General features: G+C 37.4%; 12 protein-coding genes. 7 read left to right on the plus strand and 5 right to left on the minus strand.

The genetic code is table 11. The features are described 5' to 3' along the window. Nucleotides 1–754 (minus strand): 1-acylglycerol-3-phosphate O-acyltransferase (locus WR49_RS20245; RefSeq protein WP_046225210.1); only part of this gene is annotated, 754 nt, incomplete at its 3' end. 197 nt (nucleotides 755–951) lie between these two features. Continuing rightward, nucleotides 952–1,890, minus strand: coding sequence for a hypothetical protein (locus WR49_RS20250; protein WP_046225211.1), 939 nt, complete (start codon nucleotides 1,888–1,890; stop codon nucleotides 952–954). Nucleotides 1,891–2,353: 463 nt separating this feature from the next. Between WR49_RS20250 and WR49_RS20255 the strand changes: the two genes are divergently transcribed. Genes WR49_RS20255 through WR49_RS20265 form a run of 3 tightly spaced genes read left to right on the plus strand, consistent with a single transcriptional unit; the run spans nucleotide 2,354 to nucleotide 7,479 of the window. Continuing rightward, nucleotides 2,354–3,268, plus strand: a complete 915-nt coding sequence (locus tag WR49_RS20255; protein ID WP_048615220.1) for a DUF4007 family protein — start codon at nucleotides 2,354–2,356, stop codon at nucleotides 3,266–3,268. A 6-nt stretch (nucleotides 3,269–3,274) separates the two neighbouring features. Beyond that, nucleotides 3,275–6,532, plus strand: a complete 3,258-nt coding sequence (locus WR49_RS20260; protein WP_046225213.1) for a hypothetical protein — start codon at nucleotides 3,275–3,277, stop codon at nucleotides 6,530–6,532. Continuing rightward, nucleotides 6,529–7,479: a phosphoadenosine phosphosulfate reductase domain-containing protein gene (locus tag WR49_RS20265; RefSeq protein WP_046225214.1), complete on the plus strand. Its 951-nt coding sequence runs from the start codon at nucleotides 6,529–6,531 to the stop codon at nucleotides 7,477–7,479. Before WR49_RS20260 ends, WR49_RS20265 begins: the two co-directional genes overlap by 4 nt. Before the next feature lie 428 nt (nucleotides 7,480–7,907). On the opposite strand, the gene WR49_RS21810 is transcribed toward WR49_RS20265, so the two are convergent. Further along, nucleotides 7,908–7,976, minus strand: a complete 69-nt coding sequence (locus WR49_RS21810; RefSeq protein WP_082082806.1) for a transposase — start codon at nucleotides 7,974–7,976, stop codon at nucleotides 7,908–7,910. A gap of 301 nt (nucleotides 7,977–8,277) precedes the next feature. Between WR49_RS21810 and WR49_RS20270 the strand changes: the two genes are divergently transcribed. The 4 genes from WR49_RS20270 to WR49_RS20285 all read left to right on the plus strand — a co-directional run bounded on the left by WR49_RS20270 (nucleotide 8,278) and on the right by WR49_RS20285 (nucleotide 18,185). Then, on the plus strand, nucleotides 8,278–10,089 hold the full coding sequence (locus WR49_RS20270; RefSeq protein ID WP_046225215.1) for a hypothetical protein: 1,812 nt from the start codon (nucleotides 8,278–8,280) through the stop codon (nucleotides 10,087–10,089). After that, the gene (locus WR49_RS20275; RefSeq protein WP_046225216.1) at nucleotides 10,082–11,596 is read left to right on the plus strand and encodes a hypothetical protein; all 1,515 of its coding nucleotides are present in this window, start codon (nucleotides 10,082–10,084) and stop codon (nucleotides 11,594–11,596) included. The genes WR49_RS20270 and WR49_RS20275 overlap by 8 nt, the downstream gene beginning before the upstream one ends. Beyond that, entirely contained in the window at nucleotides 11,593–16,881 is a 5,289-nt protein-coding gene (locus tag WR49_RS20280; protein ID WP_046225217.1) for an FtsK/SpoIIIE domain-containing protein, read from the plus strand. Before WR49_RS20275 ends, WR49_RS20280 begins: the two co-directional genes overlap by 4 nt. A gap of 251 nt (nucleotides 16,882–17,132) precedes the next feature. Then, nucleotides 17,133–18,185 carry a cysteine desulfurase family protein gene (locus WR49_RS20285; RefSeq protein WP_046225218.1) on the plus strand — a complete coding sequence of 351 codons (1,053 nt, stop codon included), beginning with the start codon at nucleotides 17,133–17,135 and terminating at the stop codon, nucleotides 18,183–18,185. Here WR49_RS20285 and WR49_RS20290 read toward each other — a convergent pair. Both WR49_RS20290 and WR49_RS20295 read right to left on the minus strand, forming a co-directional pair. After that, a complete protein-coding gene (locus WR49_RS20290) occupies nucleotides 18,175–20,193 on the minus strand; it encodes a DNA phosphorothioation-associated putative methyltransferase (RefSeq protein ID WP_046225219.1) in 2,019 nt (672 codons plus the stop codon). The two genes, WR49_RS20285 and WR49_RS20290, sit on opposite strands and share 11 nt — an antisense overlap. A gap of 26 nt (nucleotides 20,194–20,219) precedes the next feature. Continuing rightward, on the minus strand, nucleotides 20,220–20,593 hold a 374-nt coding region (locus WR49_RS20295; protein ID WP_046225220.1), incomplete at its 5' end, for a hypothetical protein.

The following is a 20,593-nucleotide window of genomic DNA, read 5'->3' on the forward strand; positions in this document are numbered from 1 at the left end:
ACCTTTCGCAAGTCCTTGCAGGGCAAGGGGCTTCGTAATCTTGCCCTACTTCTTCATCTAGCTGAGCTATTTTCTCTGCCATCAATGCATGACAGCGATTGGCAAGCGCTTTAGCATCACTGAGCTTGTATTCAGTAACATCGATAGGTTCAAGCATCTCGGTGATCACAATGCCATTATTGGCTCGATTCAAGTCGATCTTATTGTGTGTGGTGCTGGTACACATTGGGGTGATAGGCACACCAGCTTCAATCGCCATTCGGAAAGCGCCTGTTTTGAATGGCAATAATCCACGCCCTTTACTACGGGTTCCTTCAGGGTAAACCCAAACAGACAGATCTCTCTGATGAATCGCTTCCGTCACTTGCTTGATGGTATCGCGTGCTTTGGACTTGTCTTCGCGGTTAATCATGATGTTACCGGTGATCCAATACAGCAGACCAAAGAAAGGAACGTACAACAAATCGCGCTTGCCCAATGTCACCGTGCGAGGCCTTAACATTCCAGGGTCGGTCACAAAGTCCAATATGCTTTGGTGGTTAGAGATGTAGACGCTGTTTTCTGGTGTTGGGGCATTGTCTAGGCCGCGCTGCACCAGTTTTACACCGATGATCTTTTGGAGTTGGTTGAACCAGCGACAGAAAACGTACACATGCTTGGGGTTCTTGGGGCTAAACAAGCAGTAAACAAAAGCACATAGAGTGGTGAAAATAATAAACACCGTAGCCAAAATAATACGAAGAACAGCAAGCACAATTCACTCCTTACTCACCGCAAGATGGCAGTGATTAAATAGTTTTAGATGCTTGAAGTTTTCACTCTATTTAACCGAATTGCAACAATTAACTGTTATAGGGTTCTGTTTTTAGATCTTTATATAAAACAAGGACTAACAATGGGTGTTTGACACAGTTATCGAGCTTACACGTGTTCACCAGTAATGGCTGATGATCACCAATACTGTTTATTTGGATCCGACTTTTCTACCCATTCCGGATATTGACGCGATTCTAAATAGAGTTGTAGGCCGTTATAGGACATGAAAGCTGCAGGGCCGCCGAGGTGCTCGAAATAGTCAAAATACTCATCTTCGAGAGCACAAAGGTGGGCTAAATCTTTAACGTTATTCATCATTGCCCATTGAATAGCGAACACCGGAGCCGTCGAACCTGAAATGCTGACCTCTTCGACATTTGGGTTGAACAGTGAATTGGCTTGTTCAAGCTGTATCTCTTCTTGTTCGGACTCTTGCTGCAAAATTTCTTCGATGATCTCTGAGCGTTTGGTATTAGAGACATTCTTGTTCAGCTTGGCGATTCGCAGTGCGTAGCTAAAACGGTCTGTTGAAACTATGTCGACAAGTTGCGATAGCAGCTCTTTGTCTACGCCCGCAGCCTTGGTGAAATAATCGATACATGAATTGATTGAAGCATAGCGAGTACCGTCAAACTCAAAGCCACTGGTTTCGTCGTAGACCTCAATTACAATGTCATCAACCGATAAAGGCCAACCTTTATAGTCGATTCGCTGTTTGGCGATTTGGTACATCTTCCAAGCACTGCGCCCAAACCCACCAAGCGTCGAGCCAGAGAAATCTGAATCAATAAGCTCTTGCTCCGTCCAGTTCTCACCAATCCCTAAGTGCTTTGCGTACTTATCGATGAGTGCGTGTTTTATCTGATCGCGCACAGCCCAAATTGAGGTCAGATTCTTTGAGTAGTTAATTCTCGCACACTCATTACAAGCCGGCAGTGCTATCGGTGAGTGACCAATCTTGGCAACAGCTTGCGCTGTCTTAGGAAATTCAACAACATCATTGGAAGGTTCACCACAAAACCAACAGGTGTGGCGTAGGTTGAACGGGGTATCTATGTGGGAGTATGTGTTCATTAGCTTTCTATCGGTTGGGTGCTCAATATTCTGAGAGGCTGGGGTGTAAAATTCTCAGGGGTTCATTTTATAACAAAATAACCCTTTCCTAACTTAATATTAGGTGTTTTCCACTTAGTAACACAATTTGTCAGCAGTATGAGTAGGTTTATACAGGTTAACTATGCATTGGGGATAACAATTTTGTGACGTGACGTAAAGAGGTAAGTCATAAGGTGTTCTTGGAGTACACTTTGTTAATTAACCGTATGCCGATCTTGAGTTGAATTTAGGGAAAAAAGTTTAATGGCTACGAGTGTGAAATTAGAGCGGCGATGCCAGAGCTCTCTTGTAGTCTGGTATAAAAACGGTAAAATATAGCGCAAATATTTTTGATTTATACATGATTACTCCCTGCATTTAACTTGTTGTTTATTATTGGTTTTTGTTTGATTTTTGTGAGGGAGCTATCTTAGGGTTGATTTTGAATAAATATACAGCACGATTTTCTGGGCACCAAACTTTTCCACTTCGCTATGGGTGGCTTTATAAATTTTATCAGACTAGTCAGCTTGAAGGGTTCGATACACTTACTACCGATGAGTTAATGGTTGAGTGGGGTGTAGGTAAGAATATGGTCGATGGAATAAAATATTGGGCCGGACGTGTAGGTATCTATGATCAGACAGATGACCATAAGGTCAGCGATGAGTATTTTCATATAGATCAAGAAGACGAGCACTTAGAAAACATAAGCTCACTGTGGCTTATTCATTGGCTTCTATGCAGAGATGTCTCCGAACTAACAGCTTATCGTATATTTTTTAATTTTTATAATGGACAAAAGGTTGATAAAGAATCACTCCTAGTGTTCATAAAAGAGTTGTTTGCAACAAAACAGTTTGAATCAGACACCAAGAAAAAAAGTATCTTGCAGTTACCTGCAGACAATAGTTTAACAAAAGATATCAGCACCTTCTTTTTGACCTATGCAAAAAGTAAAACAAGCAAAGTATCGGAAGACAGTTTCTCATCTCCGTTAAGTGAATTAGGGCTGTTGAAGCAATTTGATAGACAGAAGTTTCTATGCGAGTTGGAGCCAAGGAATAGTTTAAGCGATCAAGTTTTTACTTTTGCTTTAATTGATTACTTTTCGATGATATCGGGTAAAGACGCTGCAATTACGATGTCATTTGATTCGTTCTTACTTGATCCCGGTAGCCCTGCCCGTGTCTTCCGTATGGCTCAGACAGAAGTAGAAAACCGATTAGAACGAGCTTCAGAGCTTACTTCGGAGGCTATTGGTTGGACGGATACTCAAGGCCTTCGTCAAATCCAAATTAAAGATATAGCTGTCTTAAAAAACAAAAATACCTTTCTCGCAAAGATTTATAAGTAGGTTCTCGTGTCAAATTTAAAAGAACATATTAATGTTAATATTCGCTTTCAACGTTCAACACGTATAGATTCAGACCTAGATCTTAATGGTGAATTTTTTAATGGCTTTGTTTTTCATGGTACTGCAGAGAATACTTTAAGGACTATCGCCGAGGGTTATCAACAATCTAACCGTAAAACCTATACAGTTACTGGCCCGTATGGGACTGGCAAGTCAACGGTAGCTCTATTATTGGCAGGTTTGTTATCTTCAGAAAAAAAACTCAGGAGTGTTGCATCAGAGGTTGTTAAACCTAAGTTTTCAGCTCTTTTTTACGAGAAAATCCCTGTAGTAAATGGTTGGTTTGTTGTTAAAACTGTTTGTAGCTTTGAATCACCAATAACAGCGTTATGGACATCAATAGTTACTGAGGCAGATGCTCACAATATCGACATTTCTCATATAGCTGCACCTGTAGACGAGAAGTCTTTTTTTGTTGCATTCAATAAAGTAACCAAGTCAGTTGAAAAATCTCTTGATGGGATTGTCATATTATTTGATGAAATGGGGAAATCATTAGAGTTTCTTAATTCAAAGCATTTAGATCTTCAATTTTTTCAAGACCTTGCCGAGAAAACAACGCGTAAAGATTTTCCTGTCTTATTTTTAGGCTTTTTGCACCAAGCTTTTGCTGAGTATGCTCGTGGACAATCACAGTCAATAAAAGAAGGGTGGGCCAAAGTTCAAGGTCGTTATACAGATCTTTTATTTAATGTTTCTGAAGATGAAACAGTAACATTAATTGGCAATAGCATCGTTCAAGAGCCATCTTACAAACTTAATAGCTTGATTGTTGAGAATACTCTCAAAGCATTGGAAGATACTCGAATCTCCAAATCTGTGAATATTAAGTCCAAATTAGAATCAGCATTGCCACTTCATCCCTTAACGACACTACTATTAGGTCCGCTTTCTAAGCGCAGGTTTAGTCAGAACGAGCGCAGTACGTTTGGTTTTTTAGGCTCTGTAGAAAATCATGGTTTTCAGTATTTTATCGGTAATAACAAAGCTGAAGTACTGTATCGCCTCTCTGATTTATATGACTATATTGAGGCAAATTTAGATCATCTAATACTATCTTCACCAGACGCAAGAGCATGGTCAGAAGCTAAAGATGCCGTTGAGCGTACGCAAGCCAGAGAAAAGGGCTTTGTTGAAGAGTTGATTAAGACTGTTGCCATTTTGAATATGTTTGGCCGTAAGCTAGGCATTTATTCCACTAAGAGTGTCTTGCATGCAGCATTAGATGAATACAATGCTGATGAAATAGACTTATCTCTTGAAAAATTAAAACAGCAAAACCTAATCGTTTATCGCAATCACTTGCAGTCATATGCTGTATTTGAGGGAACTGATGTTGATATTGACGAAGAGCTCGCAAATGAAAGAGTTAAACAGAGCAATAGTGATGAATGGAAAAAGTTTTTAGAGACTAAGTCAGATCATGTTGTTGCTAAAAGCCATTATCATGAAATTGGTGTTTTACGCTGGATGAAAATGGCTTTTGAAACCGGTAGTTTTGATGCAAAGAAATTTAAGAAAAAAAATAGTCTTAATTCAACTGAGTTCTCTGTTTTTATACTGTTGACATCAGGTGATTCCTATGCTGCGAATATCAAATCAAAACAGCATCCTGAATACGTTTTTGGAACTGCTCCGAGGGCAATTGATCAGTTAAAGTCGATCATTAATGACTTAATCTGTTTAGATAACATTTCACGACACAACCCAGTCATTCAACATGACCGTATAGCTCGTAGAGAATTAGAGTCGCGTGTTAGTTTGGCAAAAGTGGCATTTGATAATATTTATGCTGATTTGTTTGAAAGTGCTACTTGGCATAACAAAGGCAAAAAAATTGATGGTGTAAATTTATCAACAATAGCAAGTAATTTGGCAAAAGATCTTTATCCAAAATGCCCGAAACTTTATAACGAACTAATCAATCGAGCAAAACCATCAGGTGCAGCAGTTTCAGCAAGAAAGAAATTGATGGTGAAGATGGTAGATGAGTATTTTGAAAAAGATCTGGCCATTGAAGGTACACCACCTGAAATGGCTATGTATAAATCCTGTTTACAAAATCTCGATTTACATACAGGAAATAGCGATGGTGATTTTGATTTTGTAATGCCATCAATTGACCCTGCAGCTACTGAAGTACAGAAAAAGCATCAAGAAAAAATTTGTGAGTTGTGGGATGCCGCAATCGCGATTATTCAGAAGCGTAGCCATGATGGCGTCGTTCCTCTAAGTGATGTCGTAGACCTATGGTCGGCCGAACCTTATGGTTTAACAAATGGTTTAATTCCTATCTGGATTTTGTGTCTTGTATTAGCACAAAGAGATAACCTAGCTTTTTATGATAAAGATGTAACTAATAAATTTATCTATATAACAGGTGCTGACGAAGAGTTTGTAAACAAACTAATTAAAGAGCCACAGAGCGTAGGTGTAAGGTACTTTGAAGATGATGGCGTAAAGAAAAGCTATATTGAATCTTTGTGCAGAATAATAAATAAATCAGACGTAACGAAAACCACACTTTATGCAGCTCAAGGTTTTGTTTCATTTGTTGCAAGCCTATCTGGTTGGGTTAAGAGCACTCAGCAATTATCGAATAACGCAAGAGCATTTAGACTAGTGGCCTTGAAAGCGGATGACCCGAATAAGTTTTTACTTGAAGATCTACCTGCGGTTCTGCATACCAAAGATGATGAAGAGTTAGTTAGCGTTATAACTGAGGTTTGTGACGAACTCAAGTCTGCTCATAGAAGAATGTTGAGTGAGTTTAGAGGACGTATTAATACATTATTCAATGGGCCTGTAAACGCTGCGTTTCTTGAGCGTGCAATTAGTGTTGAAAATTATACTGCTGATTCAGGCTTGAAGACGTTTGCTAGACGTCTTGGTGAGTTTACTAGTAAAGATACAGATGACTGGACATCTAATATGATCTCCTTTTTGTCAGCTAAAGCAGAGCGGAATTGGAATGATTTAGCAATAGAGAAGGCTAACTCAGAGTTGGTTGTATTTGTAGAACGCTTTAAATTAGCTGAGTATTTCGCTAGTAATATCGGCAATGTTGATAAATCGTTAGAAGATAAAGACCATCAAGATGCTCTCAATAAAATAGATAAAATGTTGTCTGGTGTGTCAGTGCAAGAGCAGAAAATCATACTAATGAAGTCTCTTGAAGCGTTGCTAGGAGAAAAAACAAAATGATAGACCCTAATAAGAAACAGCTCCATGTACTCGGGTTATCAGGCGGTAAAGATAGCGCCGCATTAGCTATTTATATGCGTGACAAGCACCCGGAAGTTGATTTGACTTATTACTTTACTGATACCGGTAAGGAATTACCTGAGGTGATTGAGTTTGTAAATCGACTAGAGGGCTATATAGGTAAGAAAATAATAGATCCCTACGAGGAGATTTGTACGTCAAACCGAGAGAAAAAAGACTTTGATTACTGGTTGAAAGAGCACAATGACTATCTACCTTCGCCACAAGCTCGTTGGTGCACTATACAAATGAAGCTCGTTCCATTTGAGAAGTGGATTCAACAGTATTTAGATGACGGTTATCAAGTAATTACATATGTTGGCATCAGAGCCGATGAGCCTTATCGCGAAGGATACCAGGCAACAAGTAATCGTGACATTGTTACTGTAATGCCGTTTCGGGATGATGGTATTGATTTGGCGGGCGTCAAAGATATTTTACAGCAAGCAGATTTATTCGCTGATACGGAAGAAGCTCGAAATAACCCTAAGAGTGCCCAAGCTCAAGGTTTGCCTGGATATTACGATTGGCGATCACGTAGTGGCTGCACATTCTGTTTCTATCAAAGAAAAATCGAATGGGTTCGTCTTCGAGAGCGTCACCCTGAAGCATTCGAAGAAGCGAAGAATTATGAGAAAAGAGCTGAAGATGACGAGGGTAATGGCACATTTTATTGGCTAGGTAAAGATACCCCTTTATCCACACTCGAGGATCCGAAGCGAATTGCTCGTATAAAAGCTGAGCATGATAAGAAACGAGAGCGTTTTTTAAAGCGAAAGCGCATTAATGTGTTACAAATCGATGTAAGCGATGTCGACCGAGATTTTATGGATGAAATCTATGATGAGCAAGAAGGCGGTGGTGCATGTGTGACGTGTTATAAATAAAGGCTTTGTTGCGTAATTCGCGTGGACTAAATCATGACCTTACGGTGATATCAGTGAAAACCACTCAACAATATGTCATCATAGAGTCGATTTTGTTAACCATTAAGTAATTAATTGGTGAATAAGGCGATAACCAAAAGGTGAACGTTGATGCGCTCACCTTTCCTCCTACATTGGTGCGTGGCTTTGATATCGGTTGGAACTGACAACTAAACTGGTTCTGAGTCCTGAAATAATGACATAGTCCGTAATGGATCTGTCAGCCTTACAATTGTTACTGACAGCCGATACTTTTAAGGAGTATATGTAGTGCAGCGACTCTGCTAGCAATTTTATGAGTTTAGCGGTTCAGCGTTTCACTTCTGGTTCATCATTCATAATGACTCCTGATTAGTGGCAGTATCATGTCCAACTATTCTCCTGGTTCATTACATCCCCGCATACTTTTTCCTCCACGTGTAGAACGTCGCGTGAGAAATGTCGTACTTGCGACATATTCTTTAGCAGGTCAGAGGCATGTCAGAGACTCTGTGTATCGACTAATACACAACCATTAGGATTGCCTAGCGACTTGAATATAATTTCGGAAACAATGCCAAAAATCGGTAAAGAGTGAAATTGTGAGGTATATCGTGCCTTTACCTGCTTGAAAATTATGATTTTTTTTTGTTTTAGTTAAAATATATACATAGCTTGATAAACACTAGTTGTTTCATTGTAAACCTCAGTCAAAATATCACTAGTGAATAGATACAAGCGTTTGGTGAAAAATTCGACCATATATGGAAGGAATTGTTAATGTCCTGGAAAGTAAATAAATGGATAAAGTATTTAGAAGGTTATTGTCAAGGGAAAAATCAAATTCAAGACGAATATGTTAGAAAAGTTGCTTCAAACTTAGGGCTAGAGCAACCTTTGAATATTAAGTTTGAATGGCAAAAACAAATAACTCAACAATTTGAATCTAAGGATAGTCACGGAGTAATAATTCTCACTGGTACAGCTGGGGACGGAAAGACTAAGTTATGCAGGGACATAGTAAAGCAAATTGAAGGAGAATTATTTGATGAAGATGACTGGAATAGTAAGAGCTTCTTTAGAAGTAATGAAAAAACCATAGTTAAAGATTTCTCTGAACTTTCTTCAGAAAACACTTCAATCATTATCAATGAACTTATTGATGTGTTACGCAATGGCTTTCCTAATAAACCTATTTTGATAGCAGTAAATGATGGTATTTTGGTGGATGAAATTGACAGCTTCATTTCATCAAAAAATGATTTAGACCTAATTAAAAAAGCAAAACAATTAAAAGAAATTATTGAAGATAAGATAAATTTAGGTTTTAGCTCATGCTCTCAGCAAGAACTCATAAAACTGGTTAATCTTTCTAAATTAAATGCTAAAGATAATTTTTCATTAATTATTGATGAAATTTTGAGTCACTCCGGGTGGGAGTCATGTGACTCTTGTGAAGGAAAGAAATCTAATTCTTGTCCTATTTATCAAAAATATAGCCTTCTGAGGTCAAAGCCTCATATTAAAGAGAATCTAAGCAACATTATTTTGCTACTGCAATTGAATAATGAACATTTCACAATTCGAGAGCTTTTAAATCTCGCTACAAATACTATTTTAGCGTCTACACCTAAAGCGAAATATTTAAAAGCAACTAAAAAAGAAAATAATTACCAAATTTTCACGTGTAATAGAATAAAAAGGTTAGCTGACCGTGACGGACTCAATTATGAATCGTCAATTGAAGTAGGTTTTTGGGGAATGAACCTTGGCCCTCATAAAATGAATAATGCGAGACCATATTCGGAAATTAACAACCTCAATTTTGGTGAACTATCTACAAATTATTGGGATAACTTACTAAAATGTAAAGAAAGTAGAGATATTGAAATTCCCTTAGATGATTTTAATGAATTATTTGATTCTAAAAAATCAGTAGAAAGTGGAATTGACCCTGAACTTTGGGGAGCTATTGTAAGACGCTCAAGAATGCAACTTTATTGCTATCAAAACAATGACACAAGATCGTATGAGCTTCAAAAATTTTCAAGCTTCACTTATTTCAAAAGTAACGTTTATCAAAATCTTGTAGATAGTGATGACTGTGATGATGTTGAAGTGATTTCCCTTATTGTATTGGCATTGAACAGAGTGTTTCACGGTAGATATATCTCTGAAGGTACAGGTAAAGACCGGTTGTATGTTCCTGAAAAAGATCAAGGTTCGATTACGCCAATATCAATATTCCATGGTGATGATGTAAGAGATAGAGATATTATTATTAATAAGGTTAAAGGTGATTTTGAGTTAACAGGCTCACGAATAGAGCCTGTTATAGAGTTTTATATTGATCGGGATGTTAAGCTGAAATTAACTTTAACTGTCGAGCTATTCGACTTTTTATATAAAGTTGCTAAAGGCTTTCCACCAAATACGACTAATCCTAGACTTTATAAAAAATTATTAATTTTTAGATCTAAATTAGCTTCCCAAATCAGTAAAAATTCAAGGGCTTCGGGGAAAAGAATAGATACTTATACAATTAACAGTGGAGAGTTTAGATCTTCAGCTTTAAAGGTAAACCATGGATAGCTTACACACTTATTCTTCTGAGTTAAAAAAACAATACTCGATAAAACATATTCCTATTATTGAAAATATTTGGGGTCACAGATTTAGGCAAGATCAAACCCCATCAATTCTATTTTTTGAGCTTTTATGTATCATTGAAAGTCAGCTTCGCGCGAAGGAAACAGGATTAATTGATGCTATTTTTTCTCCTGAAAATAACACTTTGTATTTTAAACATAGGCAATTTTTTAAGCTTAGAATTCTTATATATCAAAATGAAATATTAGAAACGGTCATCAACTCCGATCTATCGGAAGAGAAAAAATGGCAAAGGCAGTTTGAATACCTTAAAGCAATAGAAGGCGATTTATTTAGGTTTTCCGATGATGATATTGATCATATTAAGAACAACTTCGAGTCATTTGATAGCTTTTATATTGCGATAAAAATCTTAAGTTCATTGACTTTTGATCCATTATCTAAAAAAAGGTGGACATCAAAGTTCATTTATCCAATATCATCAGATTATGTCTGGTGTGATTTTGATAACAAAAAGTCTACTGAAGACCGAAGGTTTTTTTGTCGAGGTGGTGAATTAGTATACCTAATGTTGTGCCGCTCTGACCAAGATACTCGAATTGAATTAGAACAATATTTCGAGTCATGGTTAGAAAAACAAAACACTTCATTTTCTACAATCGCTAAGTTATTGGTGCGAGAAGAAGAACGTATTCAATTACCTGAAACTAGTCGCAAGAGTCTAGGCTATCTGCCATATAACTCCTTGAATCTATTTGATGAGCTTGCCAAAGATTTAAAGCAGGTGTTGTCGTTAGATTTAGAAAGATTAGATAAAGTAAAGGTAATGATTGACCTCATTGGCTACCATACTGGCAATTATGTACTAGCAATTGGTGAAACTTATCATAACAGTTCTGATGCTAAAGAATTAAAGCGTCCTACCTATATTGCAGAGGTTTTGTCCAAGTCAACTAACAGTATTAGAAAAACATCAATTCAAAGTATTTCAACTCAAAGAAATAAGTTGAAAAGGTGTTTAGATACGAGAGTTAATGCAGTTATGGAGCTATACGCTTCTGAGCTTGAAAATGTTGAAGAGAGTGAGCGAGAAAGCTTCAAAGAATCAGAAATAAAAAGTGCTCAAAAATACTTAGCAGACCATATTTCAAATTATCCGAATGTTTGTTTTAGAGAAATAGGTTTTTTGTCTAAAAAAAACACAAGAAGCTACAGGTATGTTCTTACTGAAGACTTTCTTCACTCACTAGTCGTTACAACTCTTGGCAATAATAAGCGGCTTGAATTTAATAAATTTATAAAAGTGTTAAAGGATAAATATTCCATCTTTATAGATACCTCACCTAGTGCGCATAATGAATTAATTCAAAGGGATTTAAATCGAAACTCTAAAAATCTTGCTTCTTTGTTGTATCAAATGGGAATGTTAAGGCACCTATCAGACGCCTGTAGTTATGTAATTAATCCGTACAGGGAGGATTCGGTATGAGATCTCTTGCAAAGTATTTTTATGAGATAGTTAAAAAAGAATACCAAGATTGGTGTGAATCAAACAAAGGAAGTGGAATACCTGGTCGCTTTGTTTTAAAAGAATTTGATGCAAATTTGGTCGAAGAAATTATCGATAATATTAATTCGAATCATGATTTTCCAATCAAGCCTTTAGGTTCTGATGATGGTTTTATCGTTGTCGTTGAAAAGCATGAGCAGTATAAAAATGTTGCAATTGATAAGCATAATTTTTCGGAAATGGCTCATGAAAGAAATAGAGAGGGGAATTTCTTTTGCTTAATGTTGATGGCAGAAATTAAGCCTACAATGGAGCAAGTTCGAGGCATTGATCAAAGTACGGTATTTGAGCAAACCGAAATAACAAAGTGGGTTGAATTAGCGAAGCGCCAACATACTGAGCAAGCTTTCTTTATTGATGAATATGTAGCTGAACTTTCTAAGTTTGTCTCTGAGTTAACCAACTCCAAATGGAATGCCAGACCTTTTATTGAAATAGACAAGATTAATGCCTTTATTGATGGGGTAATTGAAGAAACCATTAGAGACGGACAGTTTTATTATGCTCTAGGTAAGAGTTGTGTTCACTTAGGCGGTATAAATAGGCTTGAAGAGTTCTTACCTCTGAAAAACTCGGGCGCTTCATATCGTCGAATGTTTAGGTCAATCGTAACTAAAACGTTGTTCAAAGATATAAATTTTTGGCGAGCCATTAATAAAGACAAAGAGGTTGAGCTGTCTGAAATAAAAATTAATATCGATACAATCAAGCAATCAGGAAACGACTATGATGAGTTTTGCATAGATATTTTTAAGTATTTTACAGCGTTTTATCAAGAAGATAGAAAATCAACTGTCGCTCAAAAACAAGAGTTACAAAAACTTTACGATTGCTCTTTTCCATATCCTTCAGTATTACAGGTAAAAAGCGCAAAGCCGAAATTTTTATTAGGTGCAGAAACTCAAATATTCTTAGCTGACAATGATATTGATTTGGAAGAAGAATACATTGAATTGCTTGGCTTAGTAGATAACTCACCGTCTCAAAAGCCAGAAATTAACGACCTTAGAAAGTTTTACTTTAGCTACTCCAAGGACATTTCTGAAAACTCAAAGTTAGATAAAGCGTGGCTGAAAGAAATCACGGGCTCTAAAACTACTGAATGCAATGATTTGATAACTGGACTATTAGAGGTTTTATCAAAGTCTGTTTTACTAAACGACTTAGGTGATGATGAAATAGTTCTCAGCCTAGCAAAAGATCGGACAAGAAGAAGTCTAGAGCGGAAGAACTGGTATGCACTTAATTACTTTAATAATGAATATAGAGATCTAGCGTCCTTTTGGTCTCAGTTCGGAGATAATTTTAAAGTTGAATTTGGCAAAGTCTTCAATGAAGAATTTGCTTCATCAGTCGACTCAAAAAACAGAAAAAACGGTGAGTCTAAAGCTGTAAATGAGCTTTCATTTAGAGTTATTAGGCGTAAGAAAGGCGGTGATGACCCTATTGATAGTTGGGAGCTAAAATGGCTTTTTAACCCTTATGGATTTGAATCATCTAAATATTTAGATTTTGCAAAAATCTCAGATAGAAAAGGATTTTTTCATAAATACGACCTATCACTGGATCCGCTCTTTATAAAGAGAGCTGAAAGCACTCCAACAATTACAAACATTCATATGTTTTTAGCTGTAAGCACAAGCATGAAGAAAGGTGCAGTTGTTAAGAAGTCTGATAAAGAAACAGATGTTTTTGAAAAATTATTGGAAGATTTGAAAAGCCATAATCACCTTAGCCATGATCATCATACTCAAGTGATGGAGTCATTTTCTGACTTTTTTAAATGTTGGAAAAATACAGCAGATTTATTTTACCTAAATCCATTGTGTTCGGTTGATGATGAGCTTGAAGTCAAATTAAGAGGCCTAATTGAGCTTATATACTCCTTGAGTTCAAGCAAAGAAATAAATAATGCTTTAGTATATGAGTTGTTAAGCGCTCATACGATTAACGTTACAGAAAATGTAAATTATTGTATTTACCTTCCGTGGTCTCCATATAGTCTGTTAATGCAGTCTCAAAGAAACCTTATGTTAAAGAATATTAGCTCACAGTTTGCTAATAAATCTTTAAGTATTGCGAATAAAAGTGATGGCGTTTTAGCAAAGCTTTTCCGAGAACTTTTTGACAATCATGGTAAAGGCTTGTTTCTGAAAAAACTAGATGATAATAGCTATTCTGACTTGGTCTCAACGAATTCACAGTCTGGGTACTACGAGTTTGGAAAATTAAGTACTTCAAAAAATGCAATAAACGACTCTGAAATCAAGTCAGTTATTAATGCAACGGCTATAAAGTTTTTAGAAACATACCCTAATGAACGCCACCACCTGCAGATATTGTGTATAGGGCTCACTTCTTATGAACATTTACTTTCAGTATATGATGAGTTGTTAAAAATATCGGACAATCATGAAGAGCAATTATCAATATCGTTAGCGTTTAATTGTAGTAACAGGAAAGCTTTAGATAGTGTTTATCAAACGATTTGTGAGAGCTTCGATACTAACCGAGTTGACTCTAATATTACTATTCGGATCGTTAACGATATTGATGAGGTAGAAGATGGCGAGATAGATCTTATCTATAATTTTGATCCATTATTTGCTCATAATAAATTTGCAGAGGTTGCTCCTAAATATATTCAAAGAGAGTTTGATGCATTGAGCTGGGAGTATTGTGCATCAAGAAAAGTACCTTCTGATCCTGTTGCTAGAAAAACACAGTTCTCGATGAATAACCATGTTAATGATAGTAAAGGGCAATTTTTTCTGTCTACATTTTTAAAAGTAAATAACCGACATGAGTCAAGTTCTTTTTGTAGAGAAGTTAGTCAAGTAGGCTTGAAAGATGAAATATCGAAAGGATTAAGTAAGTGTAATTGGCTTATTATTTATGACTATTTATTAAGTAAGGAAACGCTAAACGCATGTAGTGAAAATGATCCGGAAGATAGATCGGATAATAACCGAAGAGTTTTGAGATATATTCAAGGTGAAGGTAGCAAACGTTCTTTAGCTATTATTACAGATAAAGAAACGCAATATATTACTAAGAACTTAAACTCTGATATACGCGACTGGCAACTGGTTCACCCTGAAAAAGTCGAGTATTTAGTTGATAAGATATTCTCTATGTCAAACTCATTCAGCAGTGATACGTTGCTAAGATCTGTAGGTAACGGTAAGTTTTCTCATGACCTTGTAGGAACTGCGGGAGCCGCTTGGCTTCTTGAGAGCATTTATGACAAAGACTCAAAAATTTCAGATATCTTTTGGGTTCACTTGGATGATTATTTAAGCTGGTTTAAATCTACTATCGAAGATGATGCATTTAAGTCGATTGGCCGAACCGTAAATTATATTTCTGATTTATTGGGGGTTTATATATATCAAGATGAATCTGGTGTTACTACAATCAACTTGATTGTCAGTGAGTCAAAATTAACAAACGGCTCAATAGAACAGTCCGTTAAGTCTTGCAAACAAGTTAAGTCAACTGTTGACTTAATATCATCAATGTTGCGCTCATACGAGGACATTGACTTTGAATATTGGCTGAATAAATTCTACGAATTTATCGTTGGGAATTTTAAATTCGATCCTAGTAAGTTTGAGTTCTATGACCTTATCGCACTAGATAAAAAAGCAGTAAATATCAATATTTCAGGGTTATCAGTGGTGTTTCATTACGATAACGCTCAAGTTGGGACGTCTTCAGATGTTGTTTTTGACACTGATTATTTATGCCAACTGAAATTAAGTGCAGCAGACACAAAGCAAGTATTTCAGTCGCTAGTAGATGAAAGTCCATTAAGGTTATTTGAGAGGTTTAACTTCTCAAAATTATCGTTAAATAAAGCGAGTAATACAGATTCACTTATTGAGAATAATGATACAAGCTCCACTGAAAGTGAAAGCTTACCCGAGAGTGCGTCAGCTACTTTAAGTGAAGTAGAAGAAAGCATCTCAAATGTTGATAATCCTGAACCTACTACGGTAGGATATACAACAGCTCTAGAAAAGGGTGATAAAAGGCTGAGTGGAGAGAAGTCTTCACTGGAACTAATTAAACACTGTATTGGTTACTTAGAGACGGATATAGATGAAGTCAAAGAAAATGAGATTGATATAAATTCAATAAAAGCCAATATTCGTAAGATTTTTGGGCACGCAAATCTCCCTTCAAACTTCTCCGAAAGCTTAGTAACTCCAAATTCGATAGTAATTAAGTTGCATGGTGATGTGAATTTAAGCCCTAGTAAAGTTCTGAAACTTAAAGATAACTTTCTCTCGGTAGTGGGATTATCACTACGTCGTGTCTATCCTGATAAAGGTATAATGGTTCTGGTTTTTGATCGTGATAAGCGATCTACAGTCTATTTTGGTACGTTACTAAATAATAGTTTAGATTCACGTAAGGCTACCATAGAGCAAGATTTTAATAATAAGATCATGCTCGGTCAGGATGAATTTAGTGAAAATAACGTTTTCTTTAAATTAGATGGTGCAAGTCCTCATGCCTTAATCGGTGGTCAAACGAAGTCTGGTAAATCTATTTTGATGAATAATATGATAATCGACTTATTGATGACTAATTCTCCAGATAATTTGAAGTTAAGGTTGTTTGACCCCAAGCAAGTTGAGTTTGCTGCATACTCTAAAACACCTCATTTAGCTCATCCAGTTGTGTTGAATAAAGAGGAAGCTGTTGAAAGATTAAAAGAGCTAGAGAGTTTGATGAATGAGCGTTATACGCACCTCATGACATTAAATGTTAAAGACTTTGAAGCATACAATCGTAAGTACCCTAGTGAGCGAATGTCTAGAGAAGTGGTCTTTTTTGATGAGCTTGCAGATTGGATATTAGATAACGCGTTTAAGGCGGAAGCTAAAGATATTATTGTTCGACTTTCTTCAAAAGGCCGTGCTGCTGGAATACATTTGGTTTTGGCAACACAACGGCCTAGTGCTGATGTGGTCTTCCCACTCTTAAGGGCAAATTTAGACACCAAAATTGCCTTAAAGGTTGATAGAGATCAGAACTCTGAAATCATTCTAGGTGAATCTGGGGCAGAAAGTCTATTGGGATACGGACATGGAATTGTTAAGACTGAGGGAGAAACATACTCGATTCAGGTTGGTTTCACTGATTCGCAGGTATTTGACGGGCTGGTTGAAAAAGTAGTGGAATATTGGTCATAAACAATTCAACTTTCAGCAATGCTGGGGTAATTCGCATAGGTTTGACTGTAATAACGGTATATGTAACTTCTTTGCTCAACGAAAAGTAAAGAGGAAACAACCTATGCGAGATTATATTTAAGAACGGGATTGGTGCCGTTCTGACGTGAAAGACTACTTAATAAACCTTTATGTTTCTATTGAAATGTACTACAAAGAGTACTTAGTCATTAATAGACAAAACTATAGTCAACGTATTAAATTAGTAAACAATGAATAACTACTTCGATTATGCAGCTTCAACCCCAGTATCTAACGCCGTGAAAGTAGCAATGCAGCCATGGCAAGATGAAAACTTTGCAAATCCTTCATCAGTACATATCGATGGTGAGAGTGCGAGTAAAGCGATACAAGAGGCAAGGGAAATCATTGCTGACAAAATTGGAGCCATGCCTAGTGAAATCATCTTCACCAGCGGTGCTAGTGAGTCAAATAATTTGGCAATCAAAGGAATAGCGTTTCAACATTTGGAGTCGAAAGGCCACATCATTACCTCGTCTATCGAACATAAATGTGTCCTGAGTACTTGTGCCTTTCTTGAAACGATAGGTTTTGAAGTAAGCTATATTGAGCCAAATGAGCACGGATTGATTGACATTAGTGCCGTCGAACAATCACTAAAATCCAATACATTGCTGATCTCTATCCACCATGTAAACAATGAACTTGGGATAGTCCAGCCGATTGAAGAAATTGGTGAGCTCGCCTTTGAACATGGAATCCCATTTCATACCGATGTGGCTCAAAGCTTCTGTAAATTCGACATCGACGTTGATGATATGAATATTGAGATGCTGTCATTATCAGGTCATAAAATATATGGTCCTAAAGGGGTTGGTGTTTTATATGTCCGTGATGCCCGCTACTCAGATCTCGTACCATTGATCCATGGTGGTGGACAAGAGCTCGGTATTCGTGGAGGCACCTCACCGACACCATTAATTGTTGGTTTAGGGGAAGCAGTAGGTTCGTTTCCTATTAGGCCTAGTGTGCAACAGCTTGAATTCGAAAATTTAATTCAATCTTATCAGTTCACCCGTAATGGTGGGGATAGAGCCGTACCTACTATATGGAATGTAACTTTTTCTGATGATAATGAAGTAAAACGTTTTACAAAAAAGTATAATTGGTTGATTTCACAAGGTTCAGCCTGTAATGCGATATCTAATGTTCCTTCACATGTTTTATCCGCTATCGGGTTATCTGAAGAAGAGGCAAGGCGAACTTATCGTATCAGCTTGCCTCCTTATTATATTAATAGTTAACGAAACGAAAGCCTTTTATTTGCTTATTATGCTTAATAAGGCTTTCTTCTAGTTCTGCTCTATGCAGAATCACTTCTTGATTCCATGCAACGTCTAATAATTTAGCGAGTCGTTTATCGAAGCTATGCTGTTTAGTAAAATCCATATGCTCACTAGCAAGAAGAAGATGCTTATTAAGTAGTGGTGGCCTGCGCTCTTCATTGACGTAATCGAAGAAGTCGATGTCTTGCTCGGCCATCTTGATTTTTATGCGCTCTACTAAGAAAGGAACTGATTTTTCGAAGTCATCATAGGCGGTGAGGGTAAGTTTTCCTGATGTGATATGAATTTTAATTAGGTCTATTTCTTCATCCAGTTCACCATAAATCTGCAACCCTGCGCCTACATAGACTCGCAGCAGTAATGGTAAATCATCGATAAAGTCTCGATGTAGGATCAGTGAATGTCCTTCGTTGAGTAGGCTTGCTGGCAACTGGTTATGTGCTTTCTGGCATTGCTGCTGGATTAAGTCGATATCTGCAATTGCGAACAGTAATTCTGCAGCCAGGCTGATCGCGGTTTTGTAATCATCAAACAAGGCTTTGATGTCGCGCTTTAGCGGCTCTGGTTGCTGCGTATAGGGTTTTCTTTTCTCAAACAGTCCCATAGTAAAATAGAGGAGAAGATCTTCTTTTCGGCTCTTTTCTGCTTGTTCAAACTCTTTGGTATCAAACATCTCTTGCAGTAAGTTAAAGGTTTTTCTGTGTGAGCCTATTAACTCTCGAATTTTTTCAGATTGTTCAAATTCATCATTGGCAGGAATACGCCCTAGCTCTAAGCTGGTGTTCCAAAAGTCATTAAACAAGTCTTGATGCTGGGTAATAAGCAGTTTGGCTTTGTCTTTGGCTTCAATAGGTTCTGGCGAAGTCAGTTGCTGCCATTTATGGTGGCGTTTGTATTTACTCTGCAGGTACTGTTGCTCTTCCAATTTGTCTTTGAAGATATAGAAAATACCAGGCGCAACGGTAATGGCGTCTTCCTGTAGGTTTCTCTCTATGTACGCTTTGATCTCTGATTGCGCGTAGTATTTTTGGAAGGTGTTACGAGAGGTAATCACCCCATCCTTATAAGGTTTGAACTGAGCAATGTAGTTTTCGTTAGCCAGCATGACAGAAACCACCAGAAATTTATCTGCTAGCTCCCATGCGCCTAGTAGGGCATCGAGTCTTTCATCTTGATCTTCTATTACGTTAAGAACAAACCCTATGTTTACGATATCAGAATTGGATTTGTCGTTGTCGGGTTGAAAGTTCGGATCCCAACCCAGAGCGTCGAGGCCATGTGCTTCGAGCTCTCTTAAATCGTCTCCGCGGCCGCAGCCGTAATCGAAAATTGAGTGCTCGCCTTTTAAGTAACCATGTTTAACGAGAGTCTTCATTGGTGCAGAGAGTTCATGTCGCACGATGGCCGTTCTGTGCCTATCAATCCCAGCTTCTTCTTGCGTTGTCACAGAGGAGCATCGGAATAATCGACCATCGACAAGCTCGTAACCATGGCGTGCTATTAGGTTTTCCCAAGAGCGTTTAAAACCAATCAAACGGCTGTTTTCGTACAAGCCTGCATTCTCGCCTTCTTGTGTGAGTGAAACGAAGTGCTCGTAATATTCACTCGTTGGCAAAACCATGGTTTCTTTTCTATGTAAGATCGGCGGGTTTTCAGAGTCGCGATAGCCTGTAATTTTGTGGCTTAGCTTAGAGAGGTCGACATTGAGGCTTTGTTCTAATGCGGGATAGGAATCAGTATAAAAATCAGGGTAATGAAGAAGAGATAAACGGAACTCTTTTTTAAACAGCTTAACGAGGTTCCAGTCTTCTTCATCTAAGTTAACGGCTTTTGCTACGGCAGGAATGAACTGTGTTAATACTTTAGGCAATGCGTTGAATGCGTCTTTATGAAGATAAATGGCATCGGGAAGTTGTTTTCCAACTTTTATCTGAGAGGTAAGTTCAGCAAATAGCTCTTCGTTCATTCCTAATCCTTAGGTGTTTTTGAAGATTATAAATCATCGAACAATGCCTGTGTGGCGCTGCCTTTTGCACTTTTTGTGTTTACGCGAAGCCCGTCACTTCGGCGTTGTCGGATAAGTGCGTATTTTGAATTATCAGCCCCAACGCTAATATGTAGAGGTTTATCTTTGCCATAAAAATAGAGGCGATCGAACTCTAAATGCGTGCAGATAAATCGAGCGACCTCATCCATACGTTGCTCATACCCTTCAACATAAATATCACACGCAGCCCCATTGCGCTTACAGATACGACTACCCCGGGTGTTGAGTTCTATAGAGGCATGTTGGTCAAGATCGGGCGCCATATCTCCAGTGTAGTGGTCAACTAAAATTGGCCACGGTTTTAGAGTTTTCCCAATAT

The sequence above is a fragment of the Vibrio sp. ECSMB14106 genome (assembly GCF_000972265.1).
Lineage (GTDB): Bacteria > Pseudomonadota > Gammaproteobacteria > Enterobacterales > Vibrionaceae > Vibrio > Vibrio kanaloae.

Excerpts from the sequence above, each read along its gene's own strand:
- WR49_RS20285 (WP_046225218.1), top strand. The coding sequence starts at position 17,133 with ATGAATAACTACTTCGATTATGCAGCTTCAACCCCAGTATCTAACGCC.
- WR49_RS20290 (WP_046225219.1), bottom strand. The coding sequence starts at position 20,193 with ATGAACGAAGAGCTATTTGCTGAACTTACCTCTCAGATAAAAGTTGGA.
- WR49_RS20280 (WP_046225217.1), top strand. The coding sequence starts at position 11,593 with ATGAGATCTCTTGCAAAGTATTTTTATGAGATAGTTAAAAAAGAATAC.
- WR49_RS20275 (WP_046225216.1), top strand. The coding sequence starts at position 10,082 with ATGGATAGCTTACACACTTATTCTTCTGAGTTAAAAAAACAATACTCG.
- WR49_RS20270 (WP_046225215.1), top strand. The coding sequence starts at position 8,278 with ATGTCCTGGAAAGTAAATAAATGGATAAAGTATTTAGAAGGTTATTGT.
- WR49_RS20265 (WP_046225214.1), top strand. The coding sequence starts at position 6,529 with ATGATAGACCCTAATAAGAAACAGCTCCATGTACTCGGGTTATCAGGC.
- WR49_RS20250 (WP_046225211.1), bottom strand. The coding sequence starts at position 1,890 with ATGAACACATACTCCCACATAGATACCCCGTTCAACCTACGCCACACC.